This window comes from Spirosoma soli, assembly GCF_042684525.1.
Classification (GTDB): Bacteria; Bacteroidota; Bacteroidia; order Cytophagales; family Spirosomataceae; genus Spirosoma; species Spirosoma soli.
In genome coordinates this window covers 313,431-331,445 of record NZ_JBHULN010000002.1, presented here as the reverse complement: position 1 = coordinate 331,445, position 18,015 = coordinate 313,431, and the positions used below count along the sequence as shown (strand labels likewise).

At 48.9% G+C, this 18,015-nt stretch carries 18 protein-coding genes; 10 read left to right on the top strand and 8 right to left on the bottom strand.

Going from position 1 to position 18,015, the window contains the following annotated elements; translation table 11 throughout:
• Window positions 1-52 precede the first annotated feature (52 nt).
• Window positions 53-1,627 (bottom strand): sensor histidine kinase, encoded by a 1,575-nt coding sequence (locus ACFSUS_RS05000; RefSeq protein ID WP_381519944.1) that lies wholly within the window; start codon window positions 1,625-1,627, stop codon window positions 53-55.
• Between the two features lie 370 nt (window positions 1,628-1,997).
• Here ACFSUS_RS05000 and ACFSUS_RS04995 point away from each other — a divergent pair, with 370 nt between their 5' ends.
• The 10 genes from ACFSUS_RS04995 to ACFSUS_RS04950 all read left to right on the top strand — a co-directional run bounded on the left by ACFSUS_RS04995 (window position 1,998) and on the right by ACFSUS_RS04950 (window position 12,352).
• Window positions 1,998-3,533: a sulfatase family protein gene (locus tag ACFSUS_RS04995; RefSeq protein WP_381519941.1), complete on the top strand. Its 1,536-nt coding sequence runs from the start codon at window positions 1,998-2,000 to the stop codon at window positions 3,531-3,533.
• A 2-nt stretch (window positions 3,534-3,535) separates the two neighbouring features.
• A complete protein-coding gene (locus ACFSUS_RS04990; protein WP_381519938.1) occupies window positions 3,536-3,823 on the top strand; it encodes a hypothetical protein in 288 nt (95 codons plus the stop codon).
• Entirely contained in the window at window positions 3,813-4,085 is a 273-nt protein-coding gene (locus tag ACFSUS_RS04985; protein WP_381519935.1) for a hypothetical protein, read from the top strand. The genes ACFSUS_RS04990 and ACFSUS_RS04985 overlap by 11 nt, the downstream gene beginning before the upstream one ends.
• Before the next feature lie 47 nt (window positions 4,086-4,132).
• Window positions 4,133-4,354, top strand: a complete 222-nt coding sequence (locus tag ACFSUS_RS04980; RefSeq protein ID WP_381519932.1) for a hypothetical protein — start codon at window positions 4,133-4,135, stop codon at window positions 4,352-4,354.
• A gap of 144 nt (window positions 4,355-4,498) precedes the next feature.
• Entirely contained in the window at window positions 4,499-4,642 is a 144-nt protein-coding gene (locus tag ACFSUS_RS04975) for a hypothetical protein (protein ID WP_381519929.1), read from the top strand.
• A gap of 260 nt (window positions 4,643-4,902) precedes the next feature.
• Entirely contained in the window at window positions 4,903-5,070 is a 168-nt protein-coding gene (locus tag ACFSUS_RS04970; protein ID WP_381519926.1) for a hypothetical protein, read from the top strand.
• Window positions 5,071-5,108: 38 nt separating this feature from the next.
• A complete protein-coding gene (locus ACFSUS_RS04965; RefSeq protein WP_381519923.1) occupies window positions 5,109-6,338 on the top strand; it encodes a hypothetical protein in 1,230 nt (409 codons plus the stop codon).
• A gap of 258 nt (window positions 6,339-6,596) precedes the next feature.
• Entirely contained in the window at window positions 6,597-7,064 is a 468-nt protein-coding gene (locus ACFSUS_RS04960; RefSeq protein WP_381519920.1) for a LexA family protein, read from the top strand.
• Window positions 7,061-8,341, top strand: a complete 1,281-nt coding sequence (locus ACFSUS_RS04955; RefSeq protein ID WP_381519918.1) for a Y-family DNA polymerase — start codon at window positions 7,061-7,063, stop codon at window positions 8,339-8,341. Before ACFSUS_RS04960 ends, ACFSUS_RS04955 begins: the two co-directional genes overlap by 4 nt.
• 552 nt (window positions 8,342-8,893) lie before the next feature.
• Entirely contained in the window at window positions 8,894-12,352 is a 3,459-nt protein-coding gene (locus ACFSUS_RS04950; RefSeq protein ID WP_381519915.1) for a class I SAM-dependent DNA methyltransferase, read from the top strand.
• 26 nt (window positions 12,353-12,378) lie between these two features.
• Here the strand turns inward: ACFSUS_RS04950 and ACFSUS_RS04945 are convergent, their stop codons facing one another.
• From ACFSUS_RS04945 to ACFSUS_RS04915, 7 genes are all read right to left on the bottom strand, one after another.
• Complete coding sequence (locus ACFSUS_RS04945; RefSeq protein WP_381519912.1) at window positions 12,379-13,962, bottom strand: hypothetical protein; 1,584 nt, start codon at window positions 13,960-13,962, stop codon at window positions 12,379-12,381.
• 37 nt (window positions 13,963-13,999) lie between these two features.
• Entirely contained in the window at window positions 14,000-14,434 is a 435-nt protein-coding gene (locus ACFSUS_RS04940; RefSeq protein WP_381519910.1) for a hypothetical protein, read from the bottom strand.
• Window positions 14,431-14,763, bottom strand: a complete 333-nt coding sequence (locus ACFSUS_RS04935) for a helix-turn-helix transcriptional regulator (protein WP_381519907.1) — start codon at window positions 14,761-14,763, stop codon at window positions 14,431-14,433. The genes ACFSUS_RS04940 and ACFSUS_RS04935 overlap by 4 nt, the downstream gene beginning before the upstream one ends.
• 77 nt (window positions 14,764-14,840) lie before the next feature.
• Window positions 14,841-15,752 (bottom strand): hypothetical protein, encoded by a 912-nt coding sequence (locus tag ACFSUS_RS04930; RefSeq protein WP_381519905.1) that lies wholly within the window; start codon window positions 15,750-15,752, stop codon window positions 14,841-14,843.
• 188 nt (window positions 15,753-15,940) lie between these two features.
• Window positions 15,941-16,177, bottom strand: a complete 237-nt coding sequence (locus ACFSUS_RS04925; RefSeq protein WP_381519902.1) for a DUF4926 domain-containing protein — start codon at window positions 16,175-16,177, stop codon at window positions 15,941-15,943.
• A gap of 4 nt (window positions 16,178-16,181) precedes the next feature.
• A complete protein-coding gene (locus ACFSUS_RS04920; RefSeq protein WP_381519899.1) occupies window positions 16,182-16,523 on the bottom strand; it encodes a DUF6883 domain-containing protein in 342 nt (113 codons plus the stop codon).
• Window positions 16,524-16,531: 8 nt separating this feature from the next.
• The gene (locus ACFSUS_RS04915) at window positions 16,532-17,884 is read right to left on the bottom strand and encodes a site-specific integrase (RefSeq protein WP_381519896.1); all 1,353 of its coding nucleotides are present in this window, start codon (window positions 17,882-17,884) and stop codon (window positions 16,532-16,534) included.
• Window positions 17,885-18,015 lie beyond the last annotated feature (131 nt).

The window sequence follows — 18,015 nt, the reverse complement described above, 5'->3', positions numbered from 1 at the left end:
ACTTGAAGGAAAGCACTATTGTCAACTAGATGAATAACTAATTTGTTTTGGTCTAATTTACTGGTAACCAAGCAGTAAAGGTTGACCCCTGGTTAACTTGGCTATGGGCCGTCAGCAGGCCGCTGTGGTTTTCGACAATCTTTCGGGCCAACGCCAGCCCAATGCCGTTTCCTTTATACCGACTGCGCCCGTGTAATCGTTGGAAAATGGTAAAAATCCGATCCAGATACTTTTCTTCAAAACCAATGCCATCGTCCTGAATAGACACTGTTACGAACTCCCGATTGGTAGTAACAAGCTGCGGTGGTAGTGAGTTCTTATCTGGAACTGTAGCCGAAACAATTAACCGGGGAACCGTATCGGGCTTATGAAAAACCAGGGCATTGTTCAACAAGCAAAAAAACAACTGCTGTAGCTGAGCTGCGTCACCGGGAATGACCGGTAACAGGTCGATTTCGATCACGGCCTGCTTCTCTTCAATTAAGGGCTGCAAATCGTCCATCGCTCGTTCTAACACCCGGTTCAGTACGACTGCGTCGAAGTCGATCTGTCGGGATGTGAGCCGCGAGTAAGCCAGCAAGTCCTTCACTAGTCCCTGCATGCGGTGGGCTGAGCTCTGCATCCGCTGGATAAGGTCGCGAATACCCTCGTCGGTATCGTGACTTAAGCGCTCGAAGAGCAGGTCGCTGAACGATTGAATCTTACGTAACGGTTCCTGCAAGTCATGACTGGCTACGTAGGCGAACTGCTCCAGACTCTGATTCGTCCGCTTAAGCTCTCGAACCGTCCGCTCCAGCTGTTGTTGGCTCTCTTTAAGCTCTGAAATATCCTGGAAGGTTACGATCAGGCCGTCGTTCAGTTTGCTGACAGAAGTCCAGTACCAGCCCTCCAGCCCGTCGTGTGGATAGCTTAAATCGTAGAGAACAGACTTGCCGGTTTCAACAACTTCGATGTACTGATCAAAAATGGATTTCTCTTTCTGGCTCCCGCTTTTATCGGGAAAGGACACCAGCCGTGTAGTAGGAAAGAGCGTCAGAAACGTTGACTGAGCAATTTGTTCTGCCGTATAACCGCTAAGCAATTTGGTGGCCTGATTCGTTAGCTTGAACCGGAAATCAACGATCTGATTATGCTCGTTCCGAATGCTCTGGAGCACCATGATGCCATTGAACGAGCTGCCAATAACTTCCTGCAGTAGGAGGGCTTGTTCCCGTTCGGCAAGGATGCGGTTTTTCTGTTCGCTTACCTCCATAAACGAGATGACAACGCCCCGATCTTCCCAGCGGCTAATGGTTAGGTCGAACCAGCCCGAATAGCCAAGGTTGGTTGTGTAATAAAGCTCCTGTTGATATTGCTGGCCCGTTATCACAACCTCAGCGGCTCGTTGCCAGACACCAGCCGCTACGGCATTCGGAAACAGAACCGTGGCCAGTTGTCCGTGGATCTCCTGCGCCGGACGATCGGTAAACTGTTCATAATGGCGATTGATGAACAAATACCGAAAGTCGACGATAGTTCCTTGGTCATCACGAACCGCTTCACATAGAGCAATGGCATTGGCCGAATGCTGGAGAGCGGTTTCGTACAAGGCTAAATCAGAAAGCGTAGCAGGAGAGCCAGCGTTCATTACTAATTAAAATTGGAGTCGTTACAGTGAGTTGATTCAGAATTGTAAATTCCAAACCATAAAATTACACAGAACTAATATAGGATGGTAAGCTATCTGTGTAAAGCTGCGGTATTCTGCATTAAATCGTATTGTAGTAGTAGCCAGGTCGCCGGTTCAATCGCTTAAACTAACAATTCAGCTAATTGATAGGCAGGCTGTATGGGCACAGTCTAACTTTGGGCGAAGAAAACAATTATGACTCATCTTCGCCAGCCTCCAGTTTTTTTACCGAAGCGCAATGAAAAGTTGAGTGGATCGATCAATAGGTAGCAAAACAGTAGGAAAGATAGGCTTTGGTGCTTACCATTCGGACTTAGGCAATCTACATATGAAATTATGGATTCTGTGGGTGACTAGCGCCGTAGCGCTGACTGTAGGTGGGCTAACGGCTTTCCGACCAGCGCCGACACCGCCCAAAAACATCATCTTCATCCTGTCTGACGACCACCGTTACGACTTCATGGGGTTTACGGGCAAGGTGGCGGGTTTACAAACGCCCAATCTCGACCGGCTGGCGCGCGAGGGGGCACACCTCCAGAATGCGTTTGTATCAACGGCCCTATGCTCGCCCAGCCGGGCCAGTATCCTGACGGGGCAGTACGCACATACGCACAAAGTGGTCGACAATTTTGCCCCGCTAACGAAAGGGCTGCTATTTTTCCCGCAGTATCTGCAAAAGGCGGGCTATCAAACGGCTTTTCTGGGGAAATGGCACATGGGTAACACCGACGATCAGCCGCAGCCGGGCTTTAATTACTGGCTCAGCTTCCAGGGGCAGGGCGTTTATTACAATCCAACGTTCAACATCAACGGAAAGCGGGTTGCCCACGGCGACAGTAGTTACACCACTACGCTACTGACGGACTATGCGCTGAAGTGGCTCGATGGGTTAGACAAGAAGAAACCGTTTATGCTGTATTTATCGCATAAAGCGGTTCATTCGGAGTTTCAGCCCGCGCGTAAAGACAAGGGGAAGTATGCTAACATGCCCATTAACTATCCCGCTTCTATGTACCTCACGGCGACGGACAGCAGCAAACGCTGGGCCGGGCCAACGCTTGGCCCTGACCCAATAGCCAGTCCTGAAAACGGACTTGGCAAAGTAAACATGCGCGACATGCCGAATTGGGTAAAAAAACAGCGCTATAGCTGGCACGGTGTCGATTATATGTACCACGGCCAGATCGGATTCAATGATTTTTACCACCAGTACGCCGAAACATTGCTGGGCATTGATGAGAGCGTAGGCCGGGTACTGAAATGGCTGGAGGATAACCACCTGAGCGAAAATACGATGGTTGTCTACATGGGCGACAACGGGTTCAGCTTTGGCGAACGGGGTTTGATCGATAAGCGCCACATGTACGAAGAATCCATGCGGGTACCGCTGCTGGTGCGTTGCCCAACGGTGGTTAAGCCCGGCACGAAAGTTACGTCGGTGATTCAGAATATCGACATTGCCCCTACGCTAATGGCCTATGCCGGCTTGCCTACTCCGGCCCAGATGCAGGGTGCTTCGTTCCTGCCCATTCTCCAGGGAAAGGCTATCCCCTGGAAGAACCGGGCGTTTTACGAGTATTATTGGGAAACCGATTTTCCGCAGACGCCCACTATGTTCGGGGTTCGAACGGATCGTTACAAGTATATTTTTAACTATGGTGTCTGGGAGGCCAACGAGCTATACGATCTGGAAAGTGATCCGCAGGAAGTCAACAACCTGATTCGCAGCCCGGACCATCAGCAACTAGCCGGTCAGCTGCGCGATCAGGTGTTCGACTGGCTGGAAGGGACGGGTGGCATGCAAATACCCTTGCACCGCATCCGTCAGAAACGATTTGACCACATCAATAAAGGAACCTATTGAGTATGTCGGGTATCCCTTACGTTAGCTTTGTTAACAAGGTTAAACTGCTGTTGCGCCTGAAAACGGCCGGATGGGTTGGCGTGCTCCTGGTAACGGCTGCCTGCCAGAAAAAGTCGGATGCATGCCCATTTACCAGCGGTATTATGGTATGTGGGCAGACCGACAATAGGCCGCCGGTCGAACCGGAAGTTAAGGCGGCTGTTTGCGTTCCTTTGGATATGGTCTTTGTGCGGGGTGGTCGCACTCAGATTGGGGTTACCGATGGCATGAAGTCAGACTATGATTGCTGACAGCGCCTATCGGGTCGATATCAGCAGCCCCTACAGCAAAACGCCAGCGACTACTCGTCTACCCGTTTTTGGTCTCGACAGAAGTTTGAACGATCAGTTGGTGACCCGTAACCTATCGATACAGGTACAAAACAGCTATTGTAACCAATACACGGCCCAGCCGCTATCCAGACAACCCGACAGCGCGGCTTTTACGGTATTGCCGATGAGCGCTACCTGCTGGATGCTTGTACACGTTTCCCGGTCATGGAAGAAGTGCTGAGCGAATACGTACCGGGTGTGCAGGTACGTCGGCAGAACAAGTAATTCATGTTACGAGTCTGTAACGTTCCTTACAAAGAGATTTTCACGGATAATCCGCTGATCTTACTGGATGGGGTTCCTGTTTATAATACGGATCGACTGATGGCGTTCAGGCCATTGAAGATTAAAGCGTTGGATGTAGTTGCGCGACGCTATTTCCTGGGCTACTCGTTGTTACCCGGTATCATTAGCTTTAAGACGTACAAAGGTGATTTAGCCGGTTTTTAGCTAGACCCGCGTCAGGTAACGCTGGAGTATGATGGGCTACAGGCGCAGCGGGAGTTTTACGCTCCTCAATACGTAACACCTGCTCAGAAAGAAAGCCGCCTACCCGATTTGAGAAGCCTCTTATATTGGAATCCACAACTCACTATGGGCCCGGATGGTGAGGCAATTACTACATTCTACACCTCCGGCCAGCAAGGGCGTTATCTGATTGTTGTGCAGGACATAACGGCCGATGGGCGGTTTACCAGCAGTCAACAAGGCATCACGATTGGAAATGAGATGAAGTGAGACGCCAGCGAGGTGGGATAGAACTAAAAAGTCCTAAAGGAATTTTCCTCTAGGACTTTTTAGTTTTTAGAGCCTCCTACGGGACTTGAACTGGTGTGTTTAACTAATTCATTATCAGAAGTATTGTTAATAGTAGTGTCAGTAGGGGACGGAATAGGGGACGGATTGTAAAATAAGATAAAGTTTTTCCGAAATAGGGGACGGGTACACGACCTCGTAAGTATCTTTGATCTAAATCGAGCGGCCGTACTGCACTACGTGTGCCGGTCACTTGGTTTGGTCAGAGCCGGGCGGGTGGTTCCCCCGGCTCATCGGGTCGGGTGGGTGGTTCCCCCGACCTTTTTTATGATTTGCCGAAGCTGGAAGATTTACCTAGTGTAGTTACCAGAAATGGATACTTTCAGAAGAGTCTGATTAAATTTGCCTAATTGTCACATTTTCCACCAATTAGTCAATTAAAGATTAAATGAAAAATAATTTACTATCGTTAATACCCTGCCTGTTGTTATTTGTTCCGGCTCTAGCTCAAACGGATGTGATTAATGTAACGCCTACTGGCAGTAGTGACCGTAACAGCGTCTTTGTCGGCTATTTGGCAGGTAGCGGTAATAGCAACACGGGTAATTACAACGTCTTCGTTGGTACAGGTGCTGGCAGCAATAACACAACAGGTGTTTTTAATACATTTGTTGGAGGAGGGTCTGGTAATAAGAATACCATTGCCTCGTTGAACACGTTCTTAGGGATTAACTCTGGCAATGCTAATACAACAGGTGCGGTTAATACTTTTTTAGGAGCATTTGCGGGCTACCAAAATACGACCGGTGCTTTTAATGCATTTCTGGGTGCTCAAGCTGGTCGTTTCAACGCGACAGGTGCTGATAATACTTTCTTAGGCTATTTTGCCGGTACTCAAAACAGTAGCGGTTTTGAAAATACTTATGTGGGCAGTCGGGCCGGATCTAATGCCACTGCCGAGGGTAATACGTTTGTAGGCTACAAAGCGGGTGAGAAAGTGTCCACTGGTACTAATAACACCTTCGTTGGCAGACAAGCAGGTGAAAATGTGACTACCGGCAGCAACAACATTATCGTCGGGCCTAGTTCTGGCACGGCTGTTATCGATGGTAGTGAGAATGTACTAATCGGTTATAATAGCCAAGCTGAACATAACCTTTACAATGCCACTGCTATTGGTACAGGCTCAAGAGTTACTATTAGTAATGCCCTTATCTTAGGTAACCAGGTTAATGTAGGGATTGGCACTAGTGCGCCTTCTACGCGATTGGAAGTTGTTAGTGAAATAGCGGACGTGAGTGGTTTACGGCTAACTAATCTCACCACTAACAGCCCAGCTGCTAAGTCAACCGACCAATTTTTAACTGTTAATGAACTGGGTGATGTAATAAAGGCTCGTTATCAACTCCGAATCAATAGTGCTGATGAGTGGAGCGATAAAGTTTTTGCGCCGACTTACCAACTTCGTCCCTTAGCATCTGTAGCCGCCTATGTGCGTGAGAAGGGTCATTTACCCGGCGTACCATCGGCAAATGAGGTAGTGAAAGTAGGTGTTGATCTAGTCAAGATGAACGCAACGTTACTCGAGAAAGTGGAGGAACTGACTTTATATTTAATTCAACAGCAGAAACGGGTTGAGCAACTAGAAAACCAAGTTAGACAACTAAGTAAACCTTAATTATCTTGCCTTTAATAAAGGCAATGAATTTTTTCATTAGAGCCGGGCGGGTGGTTCCCCCGGTTCAGCGGGTCGGGTGGGTGGTTCCCCCGACCTTTTTTGTTTACGGCTCTTTACCAACTTCTAACAGGTTGCTGACATGCGAACAGTAACGCCTTCCCAAAACTATTTTGACGGAATAAAGTATAATGTAGTTGTATTATATATACTTTGGCTATAATATAGCAACTATCTTGTATTCTGATCGCTGCATTGTGTATGACCGATGGGTTGAAACCGGGTCAATTAGTACGGGCTATCGTTGAACACCGCTACTTAATTCCCTTATTTTCTAGTACTGTCCATGCCGGGTTCCCCTCCCCGGCTGACAACTTTATTGAGGAAGCCTTAAGCCTGGAATCATTGTGTTTAGTGCATCCTGAAGCAACTCGGTTTTATAGGGTGAAAGGGGACTGCATGATAGACGCCCGCATTCACGAGGGAGACGTATTAGTAGTTGATTGCGCTATTGACCCTTCCCCCCGGTTACTACACGGTAAAATCGTTGTGGCCGCTATTGATGGTGAATTCATTGTCCGCTGGTTCGTCAGCAAAGAGCCGTTAGTTGTGCTCATGCCCGCAAATCAAGACTATTCACCTATCTATCTGCAACCGGATGAACAGGCGTCAATCGTTGGTGTAGTCGTACGTATTGTTGCCCAACCGCCCCGTAAACCGCCGTTATGATCGCCTTACTAGACGCTAACAACTTCTACGTTTCGTGTGAGCGTAGTTTCAACCCGGCTCTCGAAAACCGCCCGGTCGTTATTCTGTCGAATAATGACGGGTGCGTAGTTGCCCGCTCGAACGAGGCAAAGGCACTAGGTATTCCAATGGGTGCTCCGTTTTTTCAGTTGGCCGAACTAATCCAGACCAACAACATAAAAGTACATAGCTCTAATTATACCTTGTACGGCGATATGAGCGCCCGGTTAATGAGCCTGATCGGGCGGTTTGTTGAGGGGTTGGAAGTCAACAGCATTGATGAAGCATTTTTAGACCTTAGCTATTACGCGGCCGGTCATGCTGATTTATTGGCGTTGGCTCATCAGATCCGTAACGCGTCGGCACAGTGGCTCCGTTTGCCGGTCAGCATCGGCATTGCGCCCACTAAGAGTTTGACCAAAGTAGCCAACTGGTACGCCAAACGGGAGACCTCAGCAAATGGCGTGGTTTGGCTCCGTGATGAGGTTGCGATTAACAACGCCCTGGCTGACTTTAGCGTGGGGGAATTGTGGGGTGTTGGTTCTCGTTACGCGGCCTTATTACGACGGAATGGTATTAAAACGGCCTTGCAGTTTCGGAACACAAACCCCGAATGGATAGCACAGCACATGACCGTTAACGGGCTGCGGTTGGCTTACGAATTGCAGGGTACGCCGTGCAAATTGTTAGAAATTGAGCCGCCCGTTAAAAAGAGTGTATGCACAGCGCCAAGTTTCGGTGGTCCCGTTATCGACAAAAAGATGATGGGGGAGGCCCTCGTCAATCACATAGCACGAGCGGGGGAAAAGTTAAGAAAACAGCAGTCAGCCGCGGGTGTTCTTACGGTGTTCATTCACACAAACCGGTTCAAACGTTCGCCCAACGGTCAGCCCGCTAAACAATATTACAACAGCCAGACGGTTCAATTGCCCCACCCTACAGCCAGCCCGGTAGAGTTAAGCCGGTATGCCTTAGCCGCCTTGGACCTGATCTATCAGCCGGGTTACGAGTACCAGAAGATTGGCGTCATACTGTCGGCGTTGGTCGCTGACGACTACCGACAACAAGGGGTGTTTGTTAACGGCCCTGATGAACGACTCGCTAAACTAGCTAAGACGGTTGACCAACTCAACAAACGATTTGGCCGTGACCGGGTGCGGATGGCGAAACAGGGGTTTGAACGTATTTGGCAGATGAAACAACAATGGTTATCCCCATGCTACACAACTCGATGGACCGACATACCAACAGTAAAGTAAGGTAACTTGTCTATCTAGGATTGATCGGCCAATCGTCCCATTCTTCGTAGTCCATACTTCGATCAATAAAGGGATGGGATGCGGCATTTGTTTTCCTATTGAATATAGGCCAACTGAGAATTTTGCCTGTGAGTATGATTGCCTGAGATAAAATGAGTCCGAATAAGTTCATTGAAGCGACGGTAGGTAATAATGAAGCTGCAATATAGCCTGCTCAAAGTCTATATCTATAGGCCTTCCTTTTCTTAGACCAGATTATTACCATTATCCTTCAAATATACTGAAACGTTACTTGTTGAATACCTAAGATAAGCTATTGTTTACATATGAAAACGCTGATACCCCCCTCCTGAATTTTGACAGCGTATATTTTGGGTTAGGCTACCGGTCGTGAATCTGGTTACGAGTAGAGAATTAACATACCCCTCCCTGCCTGCCTGCTCATACCGTACTTGGTCAACTAACCACGCAGTAAACTTTACATGAACTCATTATCTTTTGAGCTAATTTGCCTTTCTGGTTTTAGCCAACTGACCCGTACTTTATTCACCCGTGACCTATTCTGAATTTGAAGCCCGCTGGAAACCGGCGGGCGGTGCTGAACGCGCCAACTATGGTCTGTTCCTCTCTGACCTTTGTGACCTCATCGGCGTACCACATCCTGACCCTACTACTGACAACCCTACGCAAGATGCCTACGTGCTCGAACGGGCGGTTGAGTTTAACGACCATGGCAAACGTAGTACCGGCCGGATTGACCTCTACAAACGCGGCTGTTTTGTGTTGGAGACTAAACAGGGGACAGAAACGCCTGACCAGCAGAAGGCATTAGAACGGGCTGAACTTGGTCTACCAGCCGAAAAACGCCGGAAAGGGCACGCTGTACGCGGAACAACCAAATGGCAACAAATGATGCAGACCGCCCGCCAACAGGCGTTAGGGTACGTGCGGGCGTTGCCAGCCGATGAACCCCGACCCCTATTTGTGTTGGTGGCCGATGTTGGCTACTGCATTGACGTGTATAGCAATTTTGCGGGCGTTGGTGATCAATTTGTGCCGTTTCCTGACCAAACTCGTTTCCGACTCCCGTTGTCGAAACTAGCTGATGAGGAAACGCGGGCTATGCTCAGACTCATCTTTACGGACCCGCGCGAACTGGACCCTAGTCGACGGGCGGCCCGTGTAACGCGTGAACTAGCGGAATACTTGGCTAAACTTTCCACTCAGTTAGAACGTGCCGGACACGCGCCGGACTTGGTAGCTCAGTTTTTAATGAGGTGCCTGTTTACTATGTTTTCGGAGGACGTTGGCCTGATCCCTAAAGATTCGTTCACGGGGATGCTGCGCCAATACGCACAGCCTGACCTACGCGAATTTTTGCCCGATGCCTTACAAACTCTTTGGCGTACGATGGACACGGGCGGTTTTTCGCCTGACCTGAAGGCCCGGCTACGCAAGTTTAACGGTAAACTCTTTCACGATGCCAGAGCACTACCGCTTACGGCCGACCAAATGACCTTGCTGCTCAAGGCGGCTGAAGCTGACTGGACCGCTGTAGAACCGGCCATTTTTGGTACACTCCTAGAACGGGCGTTAGATCCCCGCGAACGGCATAGTTTAGGAGCGCACTACACCCCGCGCCGGTACGTGGAGCGGTTGGTACTCCCTACGGTGCTGGAACCTTTGCGCCGGGAATGGTCGGCTGCTCAGGCTGCGGCCGCACAGTTGTTGAATGAAGGCAAAGACAAAAACGCCCGTGCCGAACTGGAACGGTTCTTACGTCGGCTAACGAGTATCAAAATACTTGATCCGGCCTGTGGTTCGGGTAATTTCTTATACGTAACGCTCGAACACCTGAAACGGCTAGAGGGGGAGGTATTGGCGGCTATCAACTCATACGGACAAACGGCCCTGCTCAACCTTAGCGGAGGTACGACTATTTCACCTCGGCAACTGTTGGGGCTGGAGCTGAACCCCCGCGCAGCTGCTATTGCCGATGTAGTGCTGAAAATCGGTTATCTGCAATGGCACCTCAGAACTCACGGCATGAGTGAGTTACCCGAACCGTTGTTAGACGAATACGAGAACATACACCAACAGGACGCCGTATTGCAGCACGGCCCGCCCTTACCTCGCGTTGATACCAACGGACAACCCGTTACGCGTTGGGACGGTGTAACAACCAAACTACACCCCGTAACCGGCCAACCCGTGCCCGACGAAAACGCCCGTGTGACGGTTTATGACTATCCCAATCCCTGCCCCGCTGAATGGCCGCAAGCTGAGTTTATCGTTGGCAATCCGCCGTTCGTGGGTCCCGCCCGGATGCGTGACGCCTTAGGCGATGGTTACACGGAAGCGTTACGTAAGACGTATAAAGGCAAAGTGCCAGATTCGGCTGACCTGGTCATGTACTGGTGGTATAACGCGGCTGAACAGGTGAAACAGGGGACCGCCGAAAAATTCGGATTCATTACGACGAACAGCCTAAAACAAACGTTTAACCGGCGCGTGATGCAGCCTTTTTTAGAAGGCGACAAATCGGCGTTGGTCTTAACCTTTGCCATTCCTGATCATCCGTGGGTTGAAAGTGCTGACGGGGCGGCTGTGCGGATTGCAATGACTGTGGCAGAGCGCAGGGGCAACGGCACAACGATCGGAAACTTATTGGCGGTTAAGTCTGAAAGCGTTCCCATGGGAGACGATGCCGCTGATGTTTCATTTATCATACAACAAGGGACAATCTTATCTGATTTAACAATTGGTGCTGAACTTGATTCAGCAAGGGCGTTGAAGGCTAATGAGGACTTATCTAATCGGGGAATGCAACTCTATGGAGCAGGATTTATTCTAAACGAAGAACAAGTAAAGTTCATACTGGAGAAAGAACCTGCTAGCTCAGCAATTATAAAAGGCTACTTGAACGGAAAAGATTTCACAGGTAACAGCCGTGGGGTCAAGGTAATCGATCTTTTTGGCCTACTTGACAGCGAAGCATTAGCTAAATACCCAACATCTTATCAGCACATATTAGAACGGGTAAAACCAGAACGGGACTTAAGTAAAGAACCGAATGTCAAAAAGAAGTGGTGGTTATTTGGTCGTAATAGAGAAGATTTAAGAGCTGCCATTAGGCCGATCACCCGATACATTGCTACTGTTGAAACGGCGAAACACCGGACGTTTCAATTCTTGAGCGCTGAGATATTGCCAGATAATATGTTGGTTGCTATTGCGCTAGAAGATGCCTATTACTTAGGAGTGTTGTCTAGTCGGCTACACATAACGTGGGCATTAGCAGCGGGTGGGGATTTGGGGGGTAATACACCCCGCTATAACAAAACCCGCTGTTTTGACCCGTTCCCATTTCCTGATGCAACACCGCAACAGCAGGCCCGTATTCGTGAGTTAGCAGAACAACTAGACGCACACCGCAAACGCCAACAGGTCGCACACGCTACGTTGACATTAACTGACCTCTACAACGTGGTCGAAAAGTTGAAGGCTGGTGAAGCACTCAACCCGAAAGAACAGACTATCAATCAGCAGGGGTTGGCGTCGGTCGTGCTCAGTCTGCATCAACAGATTGACGCGGCCGTTGCCGATGCCTATGGCTGGCCGCACGATTTGCCAGAGAGCGAAATACTAACCCGCCTTGTTCGTCTGAACCACGAACGAGCCGCCGAAGAAGCTGCCGGTCATATTCGATACCTACGCCCTGAATACCAAGCGCCTGGACAACAGCAGTTAGGTATCAACCTGCCATCTACAGCAGCCGTAACAGCAAATACACCCGTTACTGAAGCTAGTAAACAAGAATGGCCGAAAGAATTGGCCCAACAGATGCAGGCTGTACGGGATGCTGTTCAGCAGGCGGGCGTTCCGCTCAGTGCCAAACAGGTTGCCGCCTTTTTCCAGCGTACCAAACCTGAGAAGGTACAACCGCTGTTAGATACGTTGGCTGCGTTGGCCCTGGTGCGCCAAACGCCGGAAGGTGCCTACGCTATGTAAAAATTTGAAACGCCCTGCGGAGGCTGTCAAATTTTTACTTCGTAGGGCGTTCCTTTCCAGTAGTCGAGTATAGCTCTTTCCTCATCAGTAAGGTGTATCATTTCTGACAGCGGAAACAAAAACTGTTGCTGACCCTCCCGCTCGTAAAGACTCCGGCTCAATCGTCGCCGTAGGTTATTGCGCCGGTTACTGTCTTGGTTTCTGACGTTGTGAGCCGCCCGGCTATACTCGTCCTCTTTTGACCCTTTGGCGTACTGCCGGTGCTGGTGGTCGAGCGTCAGCATTAGGTCATCATTGTTACGTAGCATTGCCGCTGATACAAACCGTTGCCCCGGTTGCGGCCGGTCAATAGTTACACCTGTAACCGGACAGACAACCGCGCCTGGTTGGGACGGGTGGCCGGGTTTGCCCTTGTCACAAAGTACCTCGGAATATAAAGGGTTAATTTGTGACATACCGCCGTTTGAGGGGTCGGTTAATTCGTGACAGTCGGGCGGGGTTGGGTCGGTTAATTTGTGACACGTTTCCCCTTGATCTCTCGCTGTTTCTTCGCTGTTTCTACTGTCTACTTTGGTGTTGCAAATGTCAGGTTTTGACCCATTTTGCCTTACCGTTTTACAGTCGTTAAATCGTGTCAGCAGTTTATCATCTACGGCCGTTAGTTGCAACCATGTTTGTTCAATGAGCGTTGAAACGTCACAATGCCAGTTGCTACCGTGTTGATTGAGTAGGGTCCGAAAACGGTCTTTGTTGCGGCTCAGTTGTTGGCGGTGAGCTGCGGCCTGTCGAGGGGTCAGGCTGTCGGGAGTATGCCAGTAGCGCGGGTTACGGCATTGTTGATAAATTGCCCGTTCTTTAACCGTCAATGTCTTTGAGTTGATTGCCAGATCATCAAACAGGATTTCGTTAAACGCACCGACCAACAAGGCCCCCAACGGCCTGTAATTCGCTACATTCAGCAAGTCCGCCAACGTGCGTAACTGAACATCTGTACCGTCAAAGTACCTCATCTTCCTAACCCGAATCTCAAACCGTAACAGGTCACCGTCTAACCCCTTCTGTTTGCCTTTATCGTACAACTTCACGGCGTAGCGTTGTCGATCACAAATGTAGTAGGGGGTTGGACTATGACAGTCTTTTGCAAACGGCTGATTCTTGTAGCAGATGAGGTTATCTAACACCTGGCTAACCGGAAACGGCAATTCAAGATTTACGCCAAACTCTAGGTTGTTGATAACCGAGTCAAACAAGTTGAACCCGTAATCATTCACTAATTGATCGAGCGTCAGGAGTAGGTCGTTTGCCGTATATTGGTCGGCGTTGTGTATGCCGTTGTTGTAGAACTTGTGTAAACTACCTTTCACCTCAACTCTGTACCTCTGACCCGTTCGGCGGGGTACGAGCCGAAAGGTTAGCCCTCGGTCATCTGCCTCACGTACTGGATTAAGAACTACTCCCGTTTGGCCGTCAACCAGTGCCCCAAACGTCAGGCGGTCATTCTTCAGAAGTGAATCGACCGCTACCGATACGTCCTGTATTTTGATTCCGTCGAACATGGCATAGTGAACCCGCCCCGCGTGGATTCGCCCCCACGGATAACATGTGGTCATTGCCCACGCGGGGGCGGTTCGTTACGTGAGAAGTGAGTTAGAGTAGACCCCGGCCAACAACGTCGGCCACAAACGCGGCCCGGTCTTTAGGGAAAGGGTAATAAGCCGGGAAATAGCGAAGAACCATACGTCCGGCGTCAGCCGAGAAGTGGACGAGTATGCCGTTACGGACTTTACTTCCGCCTTGTCCGAATGTCATCACATTGCCAATGTAAACGCCTATGTGATCGGTACGTTGTAGGCCAGTAAAGAACTTGATCGTTCGCCCTGCGGCTTTACCCGTTCCTTTCTTCTGCGTTTCGGGACCGCGTAAGATGAACTCTGCGTCTATCTTGTCATTGAATCGCCGTTCCTCGACTGTCAACTCACGCGGAACCTTACAAAACCCCGGCTCACATTCTTTGACAACGTACCGGCCCCGGTCAACGTCAAGGCGGTACGTCAGGCGGTGCGATGTAGGTAAATAGGTCATTGGCCCCGGCCCTCCTGAGCCTTATTCTTAAAACGACGGGATTCTTTGAGCGCGGCTAAAACGTCGGCGCGACGGTAACGAACCCGGCCGTTGATCTTCAGAGGAACTAGCACAGCCGGTCGGCCGTCGGTGTCCTGTGCCCATTCATGCAATGTGGTCAGGCTAACCCCGATGTGGTCAGCCGTTTGTCGGCGCGTGAGCAGTTCGGGGAGGTCCGAACCCTCGGGGACGGGTGGTGTGTAGGTAGCCAGTTCAGAACGAACGGCAATTCGGACCAGTTCGGTTAGCTGGTCAGGTGTGACATTGATTTGTGTTACTGTGCCGTACATAGCCGTAGTTGATTTAATACGGCTCAAAGTTGGCGGGTATTAGTACGGGGGGTACAAGCGGGGGTACCCCCAATTTATCAAGTACGACGCATTTTCTTAATGTCAGATCGGATTACTTGTATTTCGGTAATTACAGCCTCAACATTTAATAGTCGAGCCACCTTCTCAACCGCGTCAAGGTCAGCAATTTTGTATGGAATCTGTAAGACTGTAAACGATTTTCGATCATAGAGCATTTGATTTACTTTCATATTTGCTCCCTTTGCCCCTTTTATGTCATTGTTGAAATCTAGCCCTGTAAGTAACGCAATAGCACGTAATTCGGGTGCGTCATCGCTGTTGGCTGGTTTCCTTGGAAACAATCCCTTTTGTTGTAGTAGTCGAACAAATAGTAATTTCTGAGGTGCAGACAAACCCTTCTCTGGGGCTTGTTCTTGTTGTTCTGTCTTTACTGATTGAGTTTTTTCAGTGTCCAACTTGTCTAAGCCAAACAAACCATAGTACTTAGCAAGGGCATGATCTATTTTCTTCAGAAGTCCTGCAATTTGTTTCAGATTATTAGCAAAATCTATCAGACTTGATCCAAGCCATGCGTTTATTTTTATACCGTTTATATACGGTCCTACATTAAACAAAGGAGGATTGTTGATCCATTTATAATAGACTGGTACTCTTAGTAAATATTCTCCTATCTCGCTATCAATAATTTTTTTATAAACAAGTCTATCGCTCTCACTCATCTTGAACAAATTTCCCCTCAACTCATTCTCAAACGCTATTACATCATAAGTGGTTATTTCAGTATTAGTCTCATATCTGGTTTGGAAACCGTCCTTATGGAATAAGTCGTTAAAAGAACCTAAGTTAAATCCTAAGTCATCGGCTTTAATCGGGTTTTTACTCAAAATCATCAAAACTGAATCAGCAGTTTCACAGTAGTGTACACAGATGGATCTTAAGATGCCTAATTGATTACTAGCTATTTCCATCAGGTCAAATCTTGGTTTGGTCGTTAATCAGTAATCAATATTCTCCCGGTGGTCAGCCGGTGGTCTTACAGCTTATATGGTATTTTTAGGTTTTGATTGAATCTGGGTAATGAAAAAGTTAAACCCGCGCTACCCTTGAGATTGTTATACAGGTGTTCTCCTTTTACAATTAAGATACACTAAATGCGTTAGGCGGCATTCTCCAAATCTTTGTAATGCAGTATGACCCGGCCTAAGTCAACCGCTCGTACCTCATCTGCGTTTAAAGTTTCAACACCTACCGTGTCGCCTTTGGCGTTGATAAATTCCACTTCATACAGATCGCCACTCCCGTAGATGTGAACAACGGTTCCTACGTCCCCACGCCGTAATCCAATGGCCGGGCGGTCAGTGAGCAAGGCTACTAAATCAAGTTCTTGAATCATAATTTTAGCTAGTTGGGTATGCAGTTATTAATCTTGGTTCCTCATCAGGCGGCTCAACCGCCCAAACGGTTAACAATAGGTATGTTTTACCGTTGGGGGCATCAATCGAGCCAACAACGACGTATTTACGCCCTACCCGGTTGGGTAATTCATCAACAACCGAACCAGAACAGGCCAACCGTAGCAGGTCGGCCCGTAGTTGTTCGCCTTTGTCAATAGGATAGCCAATGAGTTCGTAAAACCGGGCCTTGCTCTTTCCGTCGGGGTGGTTAGGATTGAGTAGGTACTTATACAATTTAATATCCTCAACTCGTGCCTTTTCACAGTCTGGTAATTGATTTCCCATTGAATAGGTCAGGCTACTTTGTGCAAGAGTAAAACCGGAACGGTTGAGGCAATACCCGAAAAATGCGGATGCTCCAGCATCAACAGCGCGTTTTGCTCCGATGAAATTTTGATATAGCGCAAAAACACAGCCTCCGAACGGTGGCCAGTAATCTTCATTATTGAAACGGTCGGAACCTTTGCTAAAAATGCGTTGGTAGCGAACGAACGGCGGGCGGTGTGGGTCGTAACCATTTCGCACTTTTCTAAATAGCGCGTTTCCTTCCTACCGCCTTTGGTCCGGCTCACTTCTACGGCGTCAGTCAACCCGGCTAGGCGGCACAACTCTTTTAAATAGTCGTTCATCTTCTGGTTCGTAATCGTGCGCGGTGGTATGCCTTCATACTTTGCCAGAATAGATAGCACTTTAGGGTTAAGAGGTATGGAAACCCGTTCCGATGTTTTGAGCGTCTTACGCGTCAAAATACGGCCGTTGTGGGTAATGTTTTCCGGTCTTAGCTCTGAGAAGTCGGAGAAACGTAAACCTGTGTAACAACCAATCAGGAACAGGTCACGAACGCGGTCAAGCCGGGAGTTAGTAGATAAGTTGAGGCTATAAAGTTGAGTTAGTTCGTCGTCAGTCAGGTAAACGTTATCTACGTCCTCCACCAACTTTTTAAAATCACGATGCTGAAAGATTAAGTTCGTGTGCATCCCGTCATAATGGGCCTGTTTCAGCATTACTTTCAAGTCCTTCAGCAGCGTACCTACATAGTTGAGCGTCAGACCCCGGCCGGTTAGCCATAGTTTGAAGGCGTTGTAGTAGTCAAGCGTATAGGCGTCGTAATCGGTAGAGTTTCCTGTTTCGGTTCGATACCGCTCCAGAACACGTTTCAGTTTCATGTACCCGGCTAGGGTGTAGGCTGCGTAATGAACGCTACGAGCGTTTAGCCGTTTACCTGCCTTTGCCTCTGTAACGAATCGTTCGATATAGGCCGTAAACGGCTCATGTACTACCGCTACATCATCAACGGGTTTAACTTTCTTTGCCCGGCCTAATTCTGTGTCAAGGTGTTGTTTGATCGTTTCGTTGTCGAGCGGGATTTGAGCGAGTTGCAGCGCGGTTAAAACCTTCTTGGTTGCTGACCGCCAACGGTCGAGGTGAGCGTTTAACGTTTCAAACGGTTCACGAGCGGCCCGGCTCTTTTGATTGGTGTAGGCACGTTGGGCGGTTGCGTTCCACTGGTACGGCTCAATAGTCAGGCCGGTTGAGGTCTTAAACCGGGTGTTTTCGTATCGAAAAACAAGGTTAATGAGCGTTGGCCGGTCAGCGCGGGCGTCTTTGAGCAGGAACTTAACGTCCTTATCAGATATGGTTTTCACTGGTCTAACTTGGTTTGGTCACCACCAAGTTACGAATTATATCTTTACGAGGGGACGGAATAGGGGACGGATTTACTTTACAAAACCGTATTTATTTTAATAAGGCTAGATAAAGAAAAAAGGCTAACCAG